This window comes from Pseudomonas sp. SWRI22, from assembly GCF_014268395.2.
GTDB classification, from domain to species: Bacteria; Pseudomonadota; Gammaproteobacteria; order Pseudomonadales; family Pseudomonadaceae; genus Aquipseudomonas; species Aquipseudomonas paracarnis.
This window is the reverse complement of sequence record NZ_JABWQK020000003.1, coordinates 293,408-309,004: the sequence shown is the minus strand read 5'-3', so window position 1 is coordinate 309,004 and position 15,597 is coordinate 293,408. Positions and strand designations below refer to the sequence as shown.

Annotated in this window: 14 protein-coding genes; 7 read left to right on the top strand and 7 right to left on the bottom strand. The window is 60.7% G+C overall.

What is annotated here, in order from left to right:
* Window positions 1-8 precede the first annotated feature (8 nt).
* The 4 genes from trpE to HU730_RS24320 all read right to left on the bottom strand — a co-directional run bounded on the left by trpE (window position 9) and on the right by HU730_RS24320 (window position 4,282).
* The gene (trpE, locus tag HU730_RS24335; protein WP_133633443.1) at window positions 9-1,490 is read right to left on the bottom strand and encodes an anthranilate synthase component I; all 1,482 of its coding nucleotides are present in this window, start codon (window positions 1,488-1,490) and stop codon (window positions 9-11) included.
* A 69-nt stretch (window positions 1,491-1,559) separates the two neighbouring features.
* A complete protein-coding gene (locus HU730_RS24330; protein ID WP_044269436.1) occupies window positions 1,560-2,378 on the bottom strand; it encodes a phosphoglycolate phosphatase in 819 nt (272 codons plus the stop codon).
* Window positions 2,375-3,049 (bottom strand): ribulose-phosphate 3-epimerase, encoded by a 675-nt coding sequence (gene rpe, locus HU730_RS24325; protein ID WP_003194703.1) that lies wholly within the window; start codon window positions 3,047-3,049, stop codon window positions 2,375-2,377. The genes HU730_RS24330 and rpe overlap by 4 nt, the downstream gene beginning before the upstream one ends.
* A gap of 84 nt (window positions 3,050-3,133) precedes the next feature.
* A complete protein-coding gene (locus HU730_RS24320; RefSeq protein ID WP_003194705.1) occupies window positions 3,134-4,282 on the bottom strand; it encodes an iron-containing alcohol dehydrogenase in 1,149 nt (382 codons plus the stop codon).
* A 213-nt stretch (window positions 4,283-4,495) separates the two neighbouring features.
* Between HU730_RS24320 and HU730_RS24315 the strand changes: the two genes are divergently transcribed.
* Window positions 4,496-5,470 carry an alpha/beta hydrolase family protein gene (locus tag HU730_RS24315; RefSeq protein WP_186527630.1) on the top strand — a complete coding sequence of 325 codons (975 nt, stop codon included), beginning with the start codon at window positions 4,496-4,498 and terminating at the stop codon, window positions 5,468-5,470.
* 173 nt (window positions 5,471-5,643) lie between these two features.
* On the opposite strand, the gene HU730_RS24310 is transcribed toward HU730_RS24315, so the two are convergent.
* The 3 genes from HU730_RS24310 to HU730_RS24300 are packed head-to-tail and all read right to left on the bottom strand — an operon-like array spanning window position 5,644 to window position 8,109.
* Entirely contained in the window at window positions 5,644-6,411 is a 768-nt protein-coding gene (locus tag HU730_RS24310; RefSeq protein ID WP_186527629.1) for a TerB family tellurite resistance protein, read from the bottom strand.
* A 1-nt stretch (window position 6,412) separates the two neighbouring features.
* The gene (gene murU, locus HU730_RS24305) at window positions 6,413-7,087 is read right to left on the bottom strand and encodes an N-acetylmuramate alpha-1-phosphate uridylyltransferase MurU (RefSeq protein WP_034128818.1); all 675 of its coding nucleotides are present in this window, start codon (window positions 7,085-7,087) and stop codon (window positions 6,413-6,415) included.
* A complete protein-coding gene (locus HU730_RS24300; protein WP_019817796.1) occupies window positions 7,084-8,109 on the bottom strand; it encodes a phosphotransferase in 1,026 nt (341 codons plus the stop codon). Before HU730_RS24300 ends, murU begins: the two co-directional genes overlap by 4 nt.
* Window positions 8,110-8,239: 130 nt before the next feature.
* On the opposite strand from HU730_RS24300, the gene HU730_RS24295 reads away from it, so the two are divergent.
* The 6 genes from HU730_RS24295 to HU730_RS24270 all read left to right on the top strand — a co-directional run bounded on the left by HU730_RS24295 (window position 8,240) and on the right by HU730_RS24270 (window position 15,588).
* A complete protein-coding gene (locus tag HU730_RS24295; protein ID WP_034128820.1) occupies window positions 8,240-11,014 on the top strand; it encodes an LPS-assembly protein LptD in 2,775 nt (924 codons plus the stop codon).
* The gene (locus HU730_RS24290; protein WP_136624693.1) at window positions 10,995-12,329 is read left to right on the top strand and encodes a peptidylprolyl isomerase; all 1,335 of its coding nucleotides are present in this window, start codon (window positions 10,995-10,997) and stop codon (window positions 12,327-12,329) included. The genes HU730_RS24295 and HU730_RS24290 overlap by 20 nt, the downstream gene beginning before the upstream one ends.
* On the top strand, window positions 12,326-13,315 hold the full coding sequence (pdxA, locus tag HU730_RS24285; protein WP_034128822.1) for a 4-hydroxythreonine-4-phosphate dehydrogenase PdxA: 990 nt from the start codon (window positions 12,326-12,328) through the stop codon (window positions 13,313-13,315). Before HU730_RS24290 ends, pdxA begins: the two co-directional genes overlap by 4 nt.
* On the top strand, window positions 13,312-14,124 hold the full coding sequence (gene rsmA, locus HU730_RS24280) for a 16S rRNA (adenine(1518)-N(6)/adenine(1519)-N(6))-dimethyltransferase RsmA (protein ID WP_034128823.1): 813 nt from the start codon (window positions 13,312-13,314) through the stop codon (window positions 14,122-14,124). The genes pdxA and rsmA overlap by 4 nt, the downstream gene beginning before the upstream one ends.
* A 232-nt stretch (window positions 14,125-14,356) precedes the next feature.
* Window positions 14,357-14,737 carry a Co2+/Mg2+ efflux protein ApaG gene (gene apaG, locus HU730_RS24275; RefSeq protein ID WP_003194726.1) on the top strand — a complete coding sequence of 127 codons (381 nt, stop codon included), beginning with the start codon at window positions 14,357-14,359 and terminating at the stop codon, window positions 14,735-14,737.
* Entirely contained in the window at window positions 14,737-15,588 is an 852-nt protein-coding gene (locus tag HU730_RS24270) for a symmetrical bis(5'-nucleosyl)-tetraphosphatase (protein ID WP_186527628.1), read from the top strand. Before apaG ends, HU730_RS24270 begins: the two co-directional genes overlap by 1 nt.
* The last annotated feature ends 9 nt before the right edge of the window (window positions 15,589-15,597 follow it).

The window sequence follows — 15,597 nt, the reverse complement described above, 5'->3', positions numbered from 1 at the left end:
TTCCAGCTTCAGTCTTGTGGAGTTTGCTCTGCCAATGCCACGGCGCGGAACATCGCTCGGCGCTTGTTCAGGGTTTCTTCCCACTCAAGGGCCGGCACCGAGTCCGCCACAATCCCGCCGCCAGCCTGCACATGAAGTTCGCCATCCTTGATCACGGCCGTGCGGATCGCAATGGCGGTGTCCATATTGCCGTTCCAGGCAAAATACCCGACGGCGCCGCCGTAGACGCCACGCTTGACCGGCTCCAGTTCGTCGATGATTTCCATCGCACGGATCTTCGGCGCCCCCGACAATGTGCCCGCCGGCAAAATCGCCCGCAGTGCGTCCATCGCCGTCAGCCCGGCCTTCAGCTCGCCGGTGACGTTGGACACGATATGCATCACATTGGAGTACCGCTCGATGACCATCTTCTCGGTCAGTTTCACCGAGCCGATTTCCGAGACACGCCCGGTGTCGTTGCGCCCCAGGTCGATCAGCATCAGGTGTTCGGCGATTTCCTTGTCGTCGCTGAGCAGGTCTTCTTCCAGCGCCACGTCGGCTTCTTCGGTCGCGCCACGGGGGCGCGTGCCGGCAATCGGGCGCACGGTGATCAGGTTGTCTTCAACCCGCACCAGCACTTCCGGCGAACTGCCGACGACGTGGAAGTCGCCAAAATTGAAGAAGTACATATATGGCGTCGGGTTGAAGCAACGCAGTGCGCGGTACAGGTCAATCGGCGCCGCATTGAAGTCGATGGACATGCGTTGCGACGGCACCACTTGCATACAGTCACCGGCGAGGATGTATTCCTTGATGGTATCGACGGCACGCTCGTAGTCATCCTGGGTAAAGCTTGAGCGGAACACCGGGTCGGCCGCCGGTGGACGGCTGAGGTCCAGGCCGCGACGCGGGGTGATCGGCTGGCGGAGTTTCTCAAGCAGCGCTTCCAGGTTGGCCTGGCCTTGCTCGAAGGCATCAGCCTGGGCCGGGTCGGCAAGGACAATCGCATGCATCTTGCCGGCGAGGTTGTCGAACACCACCACCGCGTCGGACACCATCAGCAAAATGTCCGGTACGCCCAGCGGGTCCGGGTTCGGGCATTTGCCCAAGCGCTTCTCCACATAGCGCACGCAGTCATAGCCGAAGTACCCCACCAGGCCGCCATTGAAGCGCGGCAGGCCAGCGATGGTCGGCACGTTGTAGCGCGCCTTGAAGGTTTCGACAAAAGCCAGCGGATCTTCTACGTCATGGCTTTCGATCTCCACGCCATCATGGGAGATGCTCACATGATGGTCGTGTACCCGCAGCACCGTACGGCATGGCAGGCCAATGATCGAGTAACGACCCCACTTCTCACCGCCCTGTACCGACTCGAGCAGGTAGGAGTTGGGCTCGTCGGCCAGCTTCAAGTAGATCGACAGTGGCGTATCGAAGTCGGCCAGGGTTTCGCAAGCCATGGGGATACGGTTATAGCCGGCAGCGGCCAAACGCAGGAATTCTTCGCGGGTCATGAGGTGCCTCGTGGTGTGAGGGTCAAACAGTCAGGTAGGCAAACGTGCCGCAAACGCGGCCAGGATCAGTCAGGCGCGCCAACGCCAGCGGGCCAGGGCCTTGATGACTTTCATCCAGAGTTTGCGAGTGACCACCACGATGGAATTTCCAGAAGGGGACGAATCAATGTCGGGCAACGTTATCTCAGCGCCAGCGCCCAAGCAACCGGGGATTAGCAGTCGCAGGTCATCAATCACCAGCGCGGGGGACTCCTCCGCAATCGGCCGGCCATGGTTGTAACCATAACTCAAGGCCACACACTGCACGCCCGCCGCCTTGGCCGCCAGCACATCACTGCGTGAATCGCCGACAAACAGCGACTGAGATGCCGGAATATTGGCCATTTTCATTACGAAAAACAGCGCCGCCGGGTCGGGTTTTTTCTGCGGCAAGGTATCGCCGCCGATGATCCAGCGGAAGTAGCGCCCGATTTTCATCTGGTCCAACAACGGCGCAACGAAGCGCTCCGGCTTGTTGGTGATCAGGGCCATTTCCACGCCCTGCTTGCTCAACCACTTGAGGGTGTCGCGAACACCGGGGTAGACCACGGTCAGTTCGTGGCTGCTTTCATAAGCGGCATTGAACAGTTCCAAGGCATGCTCTGCCTCTACCTCATCCACACCCGTGGCATCGATGTCGTTGGCCAGGGCCCGGCGCACCAACATCGGCGCGCCATTGCCGACCCACTCGCGCACCGACTCGATCCCTGCCGGCTTGCGCCCCAGCTTGAGCAGCATCTGGTCCACCGCGGCCGCCAGGTCAGGCACCGAGTCGATCAAGGTACCGTCCAGATCGAACATCACCAGCCGTGGCAATTTGCCGGGGAACAACTGCTCAAAACCGCTCATGGACGCGCCAGCGCCAGTTCGGCACGCATCTTGTCGATGACAGCCTGGTAGTCCGGGGCGTTGAAGATCGCCGAGCCAGCCACGAAGGTATCGGCACCCGCTGCGGCGATCTCACGAATATTGTTGACGTTGACCCCGCCGTCGATTTCCAGGCGAATGTCACGCCCCGACGCATCGATCAGCGCACGGGCCTCACGCAGCTTGTTCAAAGTACCAGGGATGAACTTCTGCCCGCCGAAGCCTGGGTTGACGCTCATCAGCAAGACCATGTCGACCTTGTCCATCACGTACTCAAGCACGCTCAACGGAGTAGCCGGGTTGAATACCAAACCCGCCTTGCAGCCGCCTTCGCGGATCAGTTGCAAAGTGCGGTCAACGTGCAACGTAGCTTCTGGGTGGAAGGTGATGTAAGTCGCACCCGCCTCGATGAAGTCACCGACGATACGGTCCACCGGGCTGACCATCAGGTGCGCATCAATCGGCGCAGTGATGCCGTACTTGCGCAACGCGGCGCACACCATCGGGCCGATGGTCAGGTTGGGTACGTAGTGGTTGTCCATGACATCGAAGTGCACGAAGTCGGCACCGGCGGCCAACACCTTGTCCACTTCCTCACCCAGGCGGGCGAAGTCGGCAGAGAGAATCGATGGAGCAATGACGAAGGGCTGCATGACGCACCTTTTTTGAGCTAAATCACGATGGCGCGCATTGTATACCTCATGCTTTGCTGCGCGCACCGTGACCTATCTCAACGGTTAGTAAGCTGCCCGGTAGATTTTTTCGATATCGGCGGCGCTGAGCTTGCGCGGGTTGTTGCGCATCAAGCGCTCAATGCCTGCGGCTTCGCTGGCCATGGCCGGGATGGCGTCCTCGGGCACGCCGAAACTGCGCAGGCCCGACGGGATTTCCACTGCTGCACACAGCCGCGTCATCGCCGCTACAGCCTGGTCGGCAGCGTCATTCACACTCAGCCCGGCGATATTGACGCCCATGGCCTGGGCGATGTCCTGCATGCGCTCGACGCAGGCCAATTTGTTCCAGTGCATCACATACGGCAACAACAGCGCGTTGCTTACGCCATGGGCAATGTTGAAGCGCCCACCCAACGGGTACGCCAGCGCATGCACGGCACCGACGCCAGCGTTGCCAAAGGCCATGCCGGCCATCAGGCTGGCGGTGGCCATGTCGTCACGGGCTTGCAGGTTGGCCGGGTTGGCGTAAGCCTTGGGTAACGCGCTGGCAATCAATTTGATCGCACCGATGGCCAGGGCGTCGGTAATCGGCGAGGCATTCAGCGACAGGTAGGACTCGATGGCGTGCACCAAGGCGTCCACGCCACTGGCGGCCGTGACACCGCGTGGGCAGGTCAAGGTCATTTGCGGGCTGATCAGCGCAACGTCCGGCAGCAAGTAATCGCTGACGATGCCTTTTTTCAGCTGTGCCGCCTTGTCGGACAGTATCGCCACGTTGGTCACCTCCGAGCCGGTGCCGGCGGTGGTGGGGATGGCGATCAACGGCGGGCCTTTGCGCGGCACCTGATCGACGCCAAACAAGTCCGCCAGCGCGCCGTGATAACCGGCATAGGCCGCCACGCTCTTGGCGATGTCAATGGCACTGCCGCCGCCCACACCGATCAGGCCGTCATGCCCGCCTTCGCGGTACGCACGCATGCAGTCTTCAACGATGGCAATTTCCGGATCGGGCAGCACGCGGTCGAAGATTTCGTAGGCTCGGTCCCCAAGATGCTCCAGGGCCAGCGCCACGGTGCCGGACTGGACCAGCGCGGCGTCGGTGACGATCAACGGATTATCCACATCCAGGCGCGTGAGTTCGGCAGCCAGTTGTTCGATGGCACCTGCGCCGGTCAGCAGTTTGTGGGCGATCTTGAATGAGGAAGTACTCATGTGCGCGGCCTCTTATGAATGATGGGCTGGCACAAGAATAGCCGCACCTGGCGTGTTGTCTGCCATTCACTGGTTGAATGGTCGCGCCGCGCCCATCAAGGCAGCCAACAAACCGCCGATAGCTTGTTGGTAACGAGAACCACGCCTCATCCCCCTGACAAATACCGACCAACCCATTAGGCTGCTGGAATCACTTCTGGCCGGGAATCAACGATGCTTTTTCTTCACCGTTCGGCACTGCCAGCACTGTGCCTGTCACTCCTGTTTACCAGTGTCTTGCCTGTTCAGGCCGAGGATGCGCCCTCGCCTGCCGTCGAAAAACCAGCTGAACGCCAGCCACTGTCCGAGCGTAGCCAACAAGAAGCCAGTGCGCTCGAACGGCAGGTGCCGCTGCAAGAGCAACAGCAATTGCAAGCTGGTAGCGAGTCGTTCCTGGCGCTGTGGAAACCCGCCAACAGCGCCGAAGCCGAGGGTGTGGTGATCCTCATACCAGGTGCTGGGGAGAACGCGGACTGGCCGCAAGCAATCGCGCCTCTGCGGCGCAAGTTGCCGGACGCAGCCTGGGGCACCCTCAGTCTGTCATTGCCTGACGTCAGTGTGGACACCCTGCCGCCACGGCTCATCGAACCGCCGAAAGCGGCGGTCGATACCAGCAGCAAGGAAGGCAGCACCGCAGCCAAGCCGGTCGAACAAGCCGCCAGTGCCGAGGCCGAGGGCACAGACCCGGCGGTGGTGCCGGGGGCGGATGAACAGGACAAGACCGACGCCAAGCGCATCTTCGACCGTATCGACGCCGCCGTCGCCTTCGCCCAGACCCAAAGCGCCCGCAGCGTGGTGTTGCTCGGCCATGGCACCGGGGCCTGGTGGGCGGCACGCTACCTGAGCGAGAAACAACCCTCCCAGGTGCAGAGGTTGATGATGGTGGCCGGCAAGACGCCTGCGGCTCGCCAACCAGACCTGCAACAACTGGCGCCGGTCTTGAAGGTGCCCACGGCGGATGTGTTCTATCAAGAAGACGCCCAGGACCGCAAAAACGCTCAGGAGCGACGCCAGGCGGCCAAGCGCTCGAAGAATGACAGCTATAAACAGGTGTCGCTCACGGCGTTGCCCGGTAATAGCGCGGCGGAGCAAGAGCAGTTGTACCGCAGGGTTCGCGGGTGGTTGAGCCCGCAGGGCGGCGCAGACTGACACTCCGCTATAGGGGGCAACATCGCTTTCTGTAGGAGCGAGCTCGCTCGCGAAAAACGTCAACGATAATGCGTGCTTCCTGAATAAATGCGGCGCCTGGGAGTTTTTCGCGAGCAAGCTCGCTCCTACAATTAGGGCTTGCCACTGCCACATAGAGTTGAGTGGCGATAGCCTCAGCGAAAATCGCGCCGCTCACGAATCAACGCATAGGCGTTATGCAATTCACGGGTTCGTTCAGTCGCTTCCCGCACTTGCGCGGGGCTGGCACCCGTGCCGGCGATCTTGTCCGGATGGTGACGGCTGAGCAGGCGGCGGTAGGCGCGCTTGATCACCGAAGGCTCAGTGGTTGCCGTCACCCCCAGGATACGCAACGCCTCCTGATAGGCCCCGCCACGATTGGCCACTGGCTTGCGCTCCGGCGTGTAATCGGTCGCCAATGCCTGCAGCTGCTGCGGCGTCCAGCCCAGCCACTTGCCCCACTGGTCGATCAGGTCGCGCTCGGCAGCATCCGCCCGACCGTCCGCCCACGCCATGCGCCAACAGGCGCGCAGCACGCCTTCCGCCGCATGGGGCTGCGTCTTGAGCACCCGCAGGTAACTGCGTACACGGTCACTGCCGGACTTGCCACGGTTGAAGGCGCTGATCGCGCGGCGCTGGGCCGGCTCACTCATGTCCAGTGCGCGCATTTCCTGGCGCGCTTGCTGGATATGCCCATCGACAACCCGGCCATTACTCTTGGCCAGGCGTCCCAGCAGCACGAACAACAGTTCGTCGTTGCGCAAGGCCGGACGCCCACCCAAGCGTTCACGTAACTGCGCCCAGCTGTGCAGTTGCAGACGGCGATCCAGCGCCTGCCCCAGCAATGCCCCCAACAGAGCCCCCGGAATACTGGCAATGGCAAAGCCAGCCCCGGCGCCGATCAGCGTCCCTGGCCACAACATCCTACTGCCCCGCTGTCAGCAAGGTTTCGACCTGCGCCAGTCGCTCCAGCGTCCCCACATCCACCCAGCGTCCTGCCATGTGCTCCCCCGTTACCAGACCTTTGGCCATGGCCTCGCGCAACAGCGGGGCCAGCTTGAAGGCACCGGCGCTACAACCCGCGAACAACTTGGGGTCGAGCACTGAAATGCCACTGAAGGTCAGGTTATCGGCACCGGGCGCGGCATCATGAAGCACACCGTGATCCAGGTAAAAATCCCCGCCCGACGGGTGGTGCGCAGGGTTGTCGACCATCACCAAGTGCGCCAGGCCCCGGATCGGCTGCTTGAGCTGGGTGAAATCGTAGTCAGTCCAGATATCGCCATTGACCACCAGAAACGGTTCGTCGCCCAGCAGCGGCAATGCCTGGAATATGCCGCCCCCCGTTTCCAGCGGTTCACCCTCCGGGGAGTAGCGGATGCGCAGACCGAACTGGGCACCGTCGCCCAGGTAGCTTTCGATCTGCTCGCCGAGCCAGGCGTGATTGATCACGATCTCGGTAAAACCGGCCTTCGCCAAGGCTTCAAGGTGATACTCGATCAGCCGCTTGCCGCCGGCTTGCACCAGCGGCTTGGGCGTATGCAGGGTGAGCGGGCGCATGCGCTCGCCCTTGCCTGCCGCAAGGATCATCGCCTTCATACGCTGGCCTCGGCAGGTTCGCGCAGGCTGGCGAGCAATTCGCCCAGGTCACTCAACTCAGGTCTGTCGGCCAGCACCGCTTCTATATAAGCGAAGAAACGCGGCACGTCGGCCAGGTAGCGTGGCTTGCCGTCACGGTGGCAGATACGCGAAAAAATGCCGATAACCTTGAGGTGACGCTGCACGCCCATCAGGTCGCTGGCACGCAGGAACTCTTCAAAGTCGTCCTGTACGGGAATCCCCAGCTGCCCGGCGCGCTGCCAATAGCCGCGCTGCCATTCACGAACGCGGGCCTGGGGCCAACTGAGGAAGGCGTCCTTGAACAGGCAGGTAATGTCATAGGTCACCGGGCCGTAGACCGCGTCCTGAAAATCCAGCACGCCTGGGCTTGGCTCACTGATCATCAGGTTGCGCGGCATGTAGTCGCGGTGCACCAGCACCTTGGGCTGGGCCAGCGCGCTGTCGATCAACTGCTGGCTGGCGCGTTGCCAGAGGGCTTGTTGCTCAGGGTCGAGGTCGATGCCCAGGTGACGGCGCACGTACCATTCCGGGAACAGTTCCAGCTCGCGACGCAATAAGGCCACGTCATAGCTGGGCAACGGCGCATCCATCGGCAATTGCTGGAAAGCCAGCAGCGCTTCGATGGCATCGGCAAATAATTGATCAGCATTTTCACCGTCAATCACGTCCAGATAGGTTTTTCTGCCCAGGTCATTGAGCAAAAGAAAGCCACGGGGCAAATCTTCTGCATAAATTTTTGGCACATTTATTCCCGATTTCGCGAGCAAATGCGCAATATCGACGAAAGGTTTGCAGTTTTCCTGGGGGGGTGGCGCGTCCATGACGACGAACGTATGGGCACCGCCCTCCCATCGAAAATAACGCCTGAAACTCGCGTCGCTGCTGGCCGCGGTCAATGTGGCCGGGGGCACGGGGCCCCAGTCCTGAGCGTTGAAGAGGATCGGCAACTGCTCATCCAGCCAGACTTCCAGCTGTTGTAAACGTAGATCTTGCTCGGGCATTACAAGGGTCTCCGACGGCGCTAGCCGTCAAGCGGGGCATGCTTTATTATCACGCATCTTTTTCAGACCATCGAGAGGCGTGCGGCCCAAACCGCGGGCAGATGGCACGCAGGAAGCCCGGACTAATAAGATGGCATTGAAATCCCCCGCGTTTCGTAGAAAATTTCCGTTGCTGGTAACCGGCAGTCTGCTGGCCTTGCAACCTTTCGCCACCTCATTCGTGGTCGCCGCGGAACAGTATGACTGCTCAGTCTCTGCTTCGGGTGCCTGGGATTGCGCGCCGAAGACCGCCGCCGCCCCATTGCCACCGCGCCCGGTGCATGACGGTGCTGCCGTCAGCTCGGCCAACAGCACGCCGCAAGGCAAAGCTGGCGGCAGCGTCGACGCCGAACCCAAGACCATGCTGGTCACCGAAGCCAAGGGCCGTGGCCTGCGTTCGCGCAGTGCCGACTACAGCCACCTGGACTGGGTACCTCGCGACAAGCTGACCGCAGCACAGTTGGCCGAAACCGGCCCTTACTGCGGCGGCGCGTACATCGAGCCGACTCGTCCTGGCATGAACGACAAGACGAACAAGAGCGATGCGCCGACCTTCATCGGCGCCAAGGCCTCGCGTTACGAGCAGGAGCAGCAGGTCGCTACCCTGGCCGGTGACGTGGTCATGCGCCAAGGCAGCATGCAACTGGAGTCGGACGAAGCCAGCCTGTACCAGGCGGAGAACCGTGGCGAACTGAATGGCAAGGTGCGCCTGCGCGATAACGGCGCCCTGATCGTGGGTGACCATGCCCAGGTCCAGCTCGACACCGGTGCCGCCCAGATCGACAATGCCGAATACGTGATGCACAAGTCACGCATCCGCGGTAACGCGCTGTACGCCAAGCGTGCAGAAAACGCGATCATCCGTCTCAAGGACGGTACGTACACCACCTGCGAGCCGGACAGCAACGCCTGGCAGCTCAAGGGCAACAACATCACGTTGAACCCGGCCACCGGTTTCGGTACGGCGACCAACGCGACGTTGCGGGTCAAGAACATCCCGATCCTGTACACCCCGTACATCTACTTCCCGATCGATGACCGTCGTCAATCCGGCTTCCTGCCGCCGAGCTTCAGCACCGGCAGCGAGACTGGCTTTACATTGGTAACGCCGTACTACTTCAACCTGGCACCGAACTACGATGCCACGTTGTACCCGCAGTACATGACCAAGCGCGGCTTGTTGATGGAGGGCGAATTCCGCTATCTGACCAAGTCGAGTGAAGGGCAGTTTGGTGGGGCGTATCTCAACGACGATAACGATGAGCGCAAGAACCAGACCGATTACGAAAAGACCCGCTATATGCTCAATTGGCAGCATAAAGGTGGGTTGGATTCACGTCTGACGTCACAGGTGGATTACACCCGGATCAGCGATCCTTACTACTTCCAGGATTTGAAGTCGTATGAGGAAGGGGTTGAGAGCCAGGACTTCCTGAATCAGCAAGGTTCCCTGACGTACCGGGGCGACTCATATCAGGCTCGCCTGAATCTCCAGGCATACCAGTTAGCGACGATTTCTCAGATCACACCGTATGATCGGTTGCCGCAGCTCACTCTCAACGGTCAATTGCCATTCCATCCGGGTGGCTTGAACTTTAGTTATGAGACTGAAGCCGTCCGCTTTGATCGTGACTTGGAAAATGGCACCTTTACCGACGAGAACGGTGCAGTGACACCTCGTTTGGATACCAATGTCAGAGGGCTCACCCGCGCAAACGGCACTCGTTTAAACCTTGCGCCAGCGGTTGAATACCCGATGAACTGGACTTACGGTTTTATTACGCCGAAGCTCAAGTACGTCTATACAAAGTATGACTTGGACCTTGATACGATCGGTAAAAACTCACTGGCTGCCGGAGATAAATTCAAAAGCTCCCAAGACCGTGCGGTACCTATCGCCAGCGTAGACAGCGGCCTGTACTTCGACCGCAAAACCAATTGGTTCGGCAAAGACTTTAACCAGACCCTCGAACCGCGGGCGTACTACCTCTACGTACCGAACAAAGACCAGAGTGATATTCCGGTCTTCGATACCAGCGAATACTCGTTCAGCTACTCCTCGCTGTTCCGCGACAACCGCTTCAGCGGCTCCGACCGGATCGGTGACGAGAACAAACTATCCCTGGGCGTAACCAGCCGTTGGATCGAAGAAAACGGCTTTGAACGCCAACGTGTTTCCGTCGGCCAAGCGCTGTACTTCAAGGATCGCGAGGTTCAACTGCCGGGTGTACTGGCCGCTGATCGTGACGACGCTCGCACAGACGTCTCGCCTATCGCTCTGGAATATGAGTTCCGCTTCAACCGCGACTGGCGCGCCACGGCTGACTACAACTGGGACACTGAGAGCCATGCCCCACGTTCCGGCAGCGCAATGTTCCACTACCAGCCGGAAGACAACCCGAACAAGGTCGTCAACCTCGGTTATCGCTATCGCAACGACCAAGTGGTCTACAACCAGTTGACCGGTAAATGGCAGTTCGGTGGCGACTACGGCCAACCAGGCGATCCGAACTTCGTGAAGGATTACTACAAAATCCAGCAACACGACTTCTCGATGATGTGGCCGATCATTCCGCAGTGGAATTTGATCACCCGCTGGCAGTATGACTATGCCCGCAACCGTACCCTGGAAGCCTTCGGTGGTTTCGAGTACGACAACTGCTGCTGGAAACTGCGCGTCATCAACCGTTACTGGGTTTCCAACGACGAATATACCCAGATCGCCCCCCTTAACGAAAAGGGTGACCACGGGCTCTTCTTCCAGATCGTCCTCAAAGGACTCGGCGGCCTGACCGGCGCCAAGGTAGAGAGCTTCCTCGACAAAGGCATTGAAGGTTATCGTGAACGTGAAGACAAAGCTTTCTGAGTGTTTGCGCCCGCTAGTGCTGGGCGCGCTGTTCCTGGGTACTGTTTCGGCACACGCCGCAGTTCAACAGCTGGATAAAGTAGCGGCCATCGTCGACAACGACGTGATCATGCAGAGCCAGCTGGACCAGCGGGTCAAGGAAGTTCAGCAAACCATCGCCAAACGTGGCGGTGGGGTGCCACCGACCAGCGTCCTGGAATCTCAGGTACTGGAACGCCTGATCGTCGAAAACCTGCAACTGCAGATTGGCGAACGTTCCGGCATCCGTATTTCGGACGAAGAACTGAACCAGGCTGTTGGCACCATTGCTCAACGCAACAACATGAGCATTGATCAGTTCCGCGCCGCCCTGGCCCACGATGGCCTGTCCTATGAGGACGCCCGTGACCAGATCAAGCGCGAAATGATCATTAGCCGTGTGCGCCAGCGCCGTGTGGCCGAACGGGTTCAGGTGTCCGAGCAGGAAGTGAAGAACTTCCTGGCTTCGGACCTGGGCAAGATGCAGCTTTCCGAAGAGTTGCACCTGGCTAATATCCTGATTCCTACCCCGGACGGGGCCAACTCTGAGCAGCTCAATGCCGCTGCAGCTAAAACCCAGGCGATCTACGAGCGCCTGAAAGCGGGTGCAGATTTTGCCCAGATGGCCATTGCTCAGTCCGGCAGCGATAACGCCCTCGAAGGCGGTGACATGGGCTGGCGTAAAGCCGCTCAATTGCCACCTCCGTTTGATCGCGAATTGAGCGCCATGGAAGTCGGTGGCATTACCCAGCCAGCCCGCACCCCGGGTGGTTTCATCATCCTCAAGCTACTGGAACGTCGCGGCGGCGAAACCTCGTTGAAAGACGAAGTTCATGTTCGTCACATCCTGGTCAAACCGAGCGAAATCCGCACCGAAGCACAAACCAAGGAACTGGCCCAGAAGATCTATGACCGCATTGAAAGCGGTGAAGACTTCGCCACCCTGGCTAAAAGCTTCTCGGAAGACCCGGGCTCTGCCCTTAACGGCGGCGACCTGAACTGGATCGACCCGAGGGCACTGGTGCCCGAGTTCCAGCAGGTCATGGCCGACACGCCACAAGGCGTATTGTCCAAGCCGTTCAAGACCCAATACGGTTGGCATGTCCTGGAAGTCCTTGGCCGTCGCGCCACGGACAACACCACCCAGGCCCGCGAGCAACAAGCCCTGACCGTGTTGCGTAACCGCAAATACGACGAAGAGCTGCAAACCTGGCTGCGTCAGATCCGTGACGAAGCGTATGTAGAGAACAAGCTGCCAGGCGCCGAGCAAACAGGCACCGACCAGGCAACCCAGTGAAACCCCAGCGTTTCGCGGTGACACCCGGCGAGCCGGCCGGCATTGGTCCAGACCTGTGCCTGCTGCTCGCCTCGCAACCCCAGCCACACCCCCTGATTGCCATTACCAGCCGCGACCTGCTCCTTGAGCGGGCCGCGCAGCTGGGTGTGGCCGTCAACCTGCTGGACGTGGCGCCAGGCAACTGGCCCGACCTGCCGGCCCCCGCTGGCAGCCTGTATGTGTGGGACACCCCGCTGCAGGCCAAGGTGGTGGCCGGGCAGTTGAACACGGCCAACGCGGCATTCGTGCTGCAGACGTTGACCCGTGCGGGCCAGGGCTGCATCGACGGCGACTTTGCCGGCATGATCACCGCACCGGTGCACAAAGGCGTGATCAACGAATCCGGCATCGCCTTTTCCGGCCATACCGAATTCCTCGCGGAACTGACCCATACCGCTCAAGTGGTGATGATGCTCGCCACCCGCGGCCTGCGTGTGGCGCTGGTGACCACCCACTTGCCGCTGCGTGAAATCGCCGATGCGATCACTGCCGAGCGCGTGGAGCGTGTCACGCGCATCCTGCACAGCGACCTGCAACACAAATTCGGCATTGCCCAACCGCGCATCCTGGTCTGCGGGCTCAACCCCCACGCCGGTGAAGGCGGCCACTTGGGCCATGAAGAAATCGACATCATTGAACCAACACTAGAGCGCCTGCGCCAAGAAGGCATGGACCTACGCGGCCCATTGCCTGCAGACACTCTGTTCACCCCCAAATATCTGGAGCACTGCGATGCAGTGCTGGCGATGTACCACGACCAGGGGCTGCCCGTGCTGAAATACAAAGGCTTCGGCGCCGCAGTCAACGTGACACTGGGCCTGCCGATCATCCGCACCTCCGTCGACCATGGCACGGCCCTGGACCTCGCAGGCAGCGGCAAGATCGATACCGGCAGCCTGCACGTGGCCCTGGAAACCGCCTATCAGATGGCCGAGACCCGTATATGACTGAGCATTACCAACACCGGGCGCGCAAGCGTTTCGGGCAGAACTTCCTGCACGACGCTGGCGTGATCGATCGCATCCTGCGCTCAATCCACGCCAAGCCAGAAGACCGCCTGCTGGAAATCGGCCCGGGCCAGGGCGCGCTGACCCAGGGCCTGCTGGCCAGCGGCGGGCAACTGGACGTCGTGGAACTGGACAAGGACCTGATCCCGATCCTCAACCAGCAGTTCGCCGGCAAAGCCAACTTCAACCTGCACCAGGGCGACGCGCTGAAGTTCGACTTCAACAGCCTTGGTGCTGCGCCCAACAGCCTGCGGGTGGTGGGTAACCTGCCGTACAACATTTCCACGCCGCTGATTTTCCACCTGCTGAACAACGCCGGAATCATCCGCGACATGCACTTCATGCTGCAAAAGGAAGTGGTGGAGCGCCTGGCCGCAGGCCCTGGCGGTGGTGATTGGGGTCGTTTGTCGATCATGGTCCAGTATCACTGCCGCGTGGAGCACCTGTTCAACGTCGGTCCGGGCGCGTTCAACCCGCCGCCGAAGGTCGATTCGGCCATCGTACGCCTGGTGCCGCATGCCGTGCTGCCGCACCCGGCCAAGGACCACAAACTGCTGGAACGAGTGGTGCGGGAAGCGTTCAACCAGCGCCGCAAGACCTTGCGTAACACCCTCAAGGCCCTGCTGAGCAATGCCGAGATCGAAGCTGCCGGCGTTGATGGAAGCCTGCGCCCTGAGCAACTGGACCTGGCCGCGTTCGTACGCCTGGCCGACCAACTTGCCATCCAGCCTGCATCCGTAGTGGAATAGGCCGTAAGAACTCGATGCAATCCAATGTGGGAGCGGGCTTGCTCGCGAAGGCGCAGTATCAGTCACCAAATGTGTAACTGATGCACCGCCTTCGCGGGCAAGCCCGCTCCCACATTTGCTCCGCGTTATACCGATAACGCTTGCCGGCTGCCCGACACATGTCTGGCCTAGCGCCCTCCTCTTGGCCTAGACTGACCCGCATCTGCTGTCCTTCGCTTTTAAGGCCTCTTGCATGTCCGACCCTCGCTATCAGATAGACGTCAGCGTCGTCACCCGCTTCCTGGCGGACCAATCGCAACCCGAACATAACCGCTTCGCCTTTGCCTACACCATTACGGTGAAGAACAACGGGCTGGTGCCGGCCAAGCTGCTGTCGCGCCACTGGGTCATCACCGATGGCGACGGCCAGGTCGAGGAAGTGCGCGGGGCAGGTGTTGTCGGCCAGCAACCGTTGATCGACAGCGGCGCCAGTCACACTTATAGCAGCGGCACGGTGATGACCTCCAAGGTCGGCACCATGCAAGGCTCGTATCAAATGAAGGCCACTGACGGCCAACTGTTCGATGCAATCATCAAGCCCTTCCGCCTGGCCGTGCCAGGAGCCCTGCACTGATGGCGACGTACGCTGTCGGCGACCTGCAAGGCTGCCTGGACCCTCTCAAGCGCCTGCTGGATCGCGTAGCCTTCGACCCCGCAAATGATCGCTTGTGGTTGGTGGGCGACCTGGTCAACCGCGGCCCGCAGTCCCTGGAAACCCTGCGCTACCTCTATAGCCTGCGTGATTCTTTGGTGTGCGTGCTGGGCAACCATGATCTGCACTTGCTTGCGGCCGGCAACAATATCGAGCGCCTCAAAAAAGGCGACACCCTGCGGGAAATTCTCGAAGCTCCGGACCGTGCTCAACTGCTCGACTGGCTGCGCCGGCAAAAACTCATGCACTACGACGAGGACCGCAACATGGCCTTGGTGCATGCCGGTATCCCGCCGCAGTGGACGCTGAAAAAAGCCCTCAAGTGCGCCGCCGAAGTTGAAAGTGCATTGGCCGATGACAACCTGTACACCGCTTACCTCGACGGCATGTACGGCAACGACCCGGTGAAGTGGGACAACGAGCTCACCGGCGTCGCCCGCCTGCGAGTGATCACCAACTATTTCACACGCATGCGCTTCTGCACGGCCGAAGGCAAACTGGACCTCAAGAGCAAGGAAGGCGCCGACAGCGCCCTCCCCGGCTACAAGCCCTGGTTCGCCTACAAGGAACGCAAGACCCGTGACACGAAGATCATCTTTGGTCATTGGGCCGCGCTGGAAGGCAAGTGCGATGAGCCCGGCGTGTTCGCCCTCGACACCGGTTGCGTGTGGGGCGGCGCCATGACCCTGATGAACATCGACACGGGCGAGCGCCTCGACTGCCAGTGCGAATCTCCCCTTTCCATTACCCAGCCGGCCGCCACCAAGCCATAGGAGCCCGCC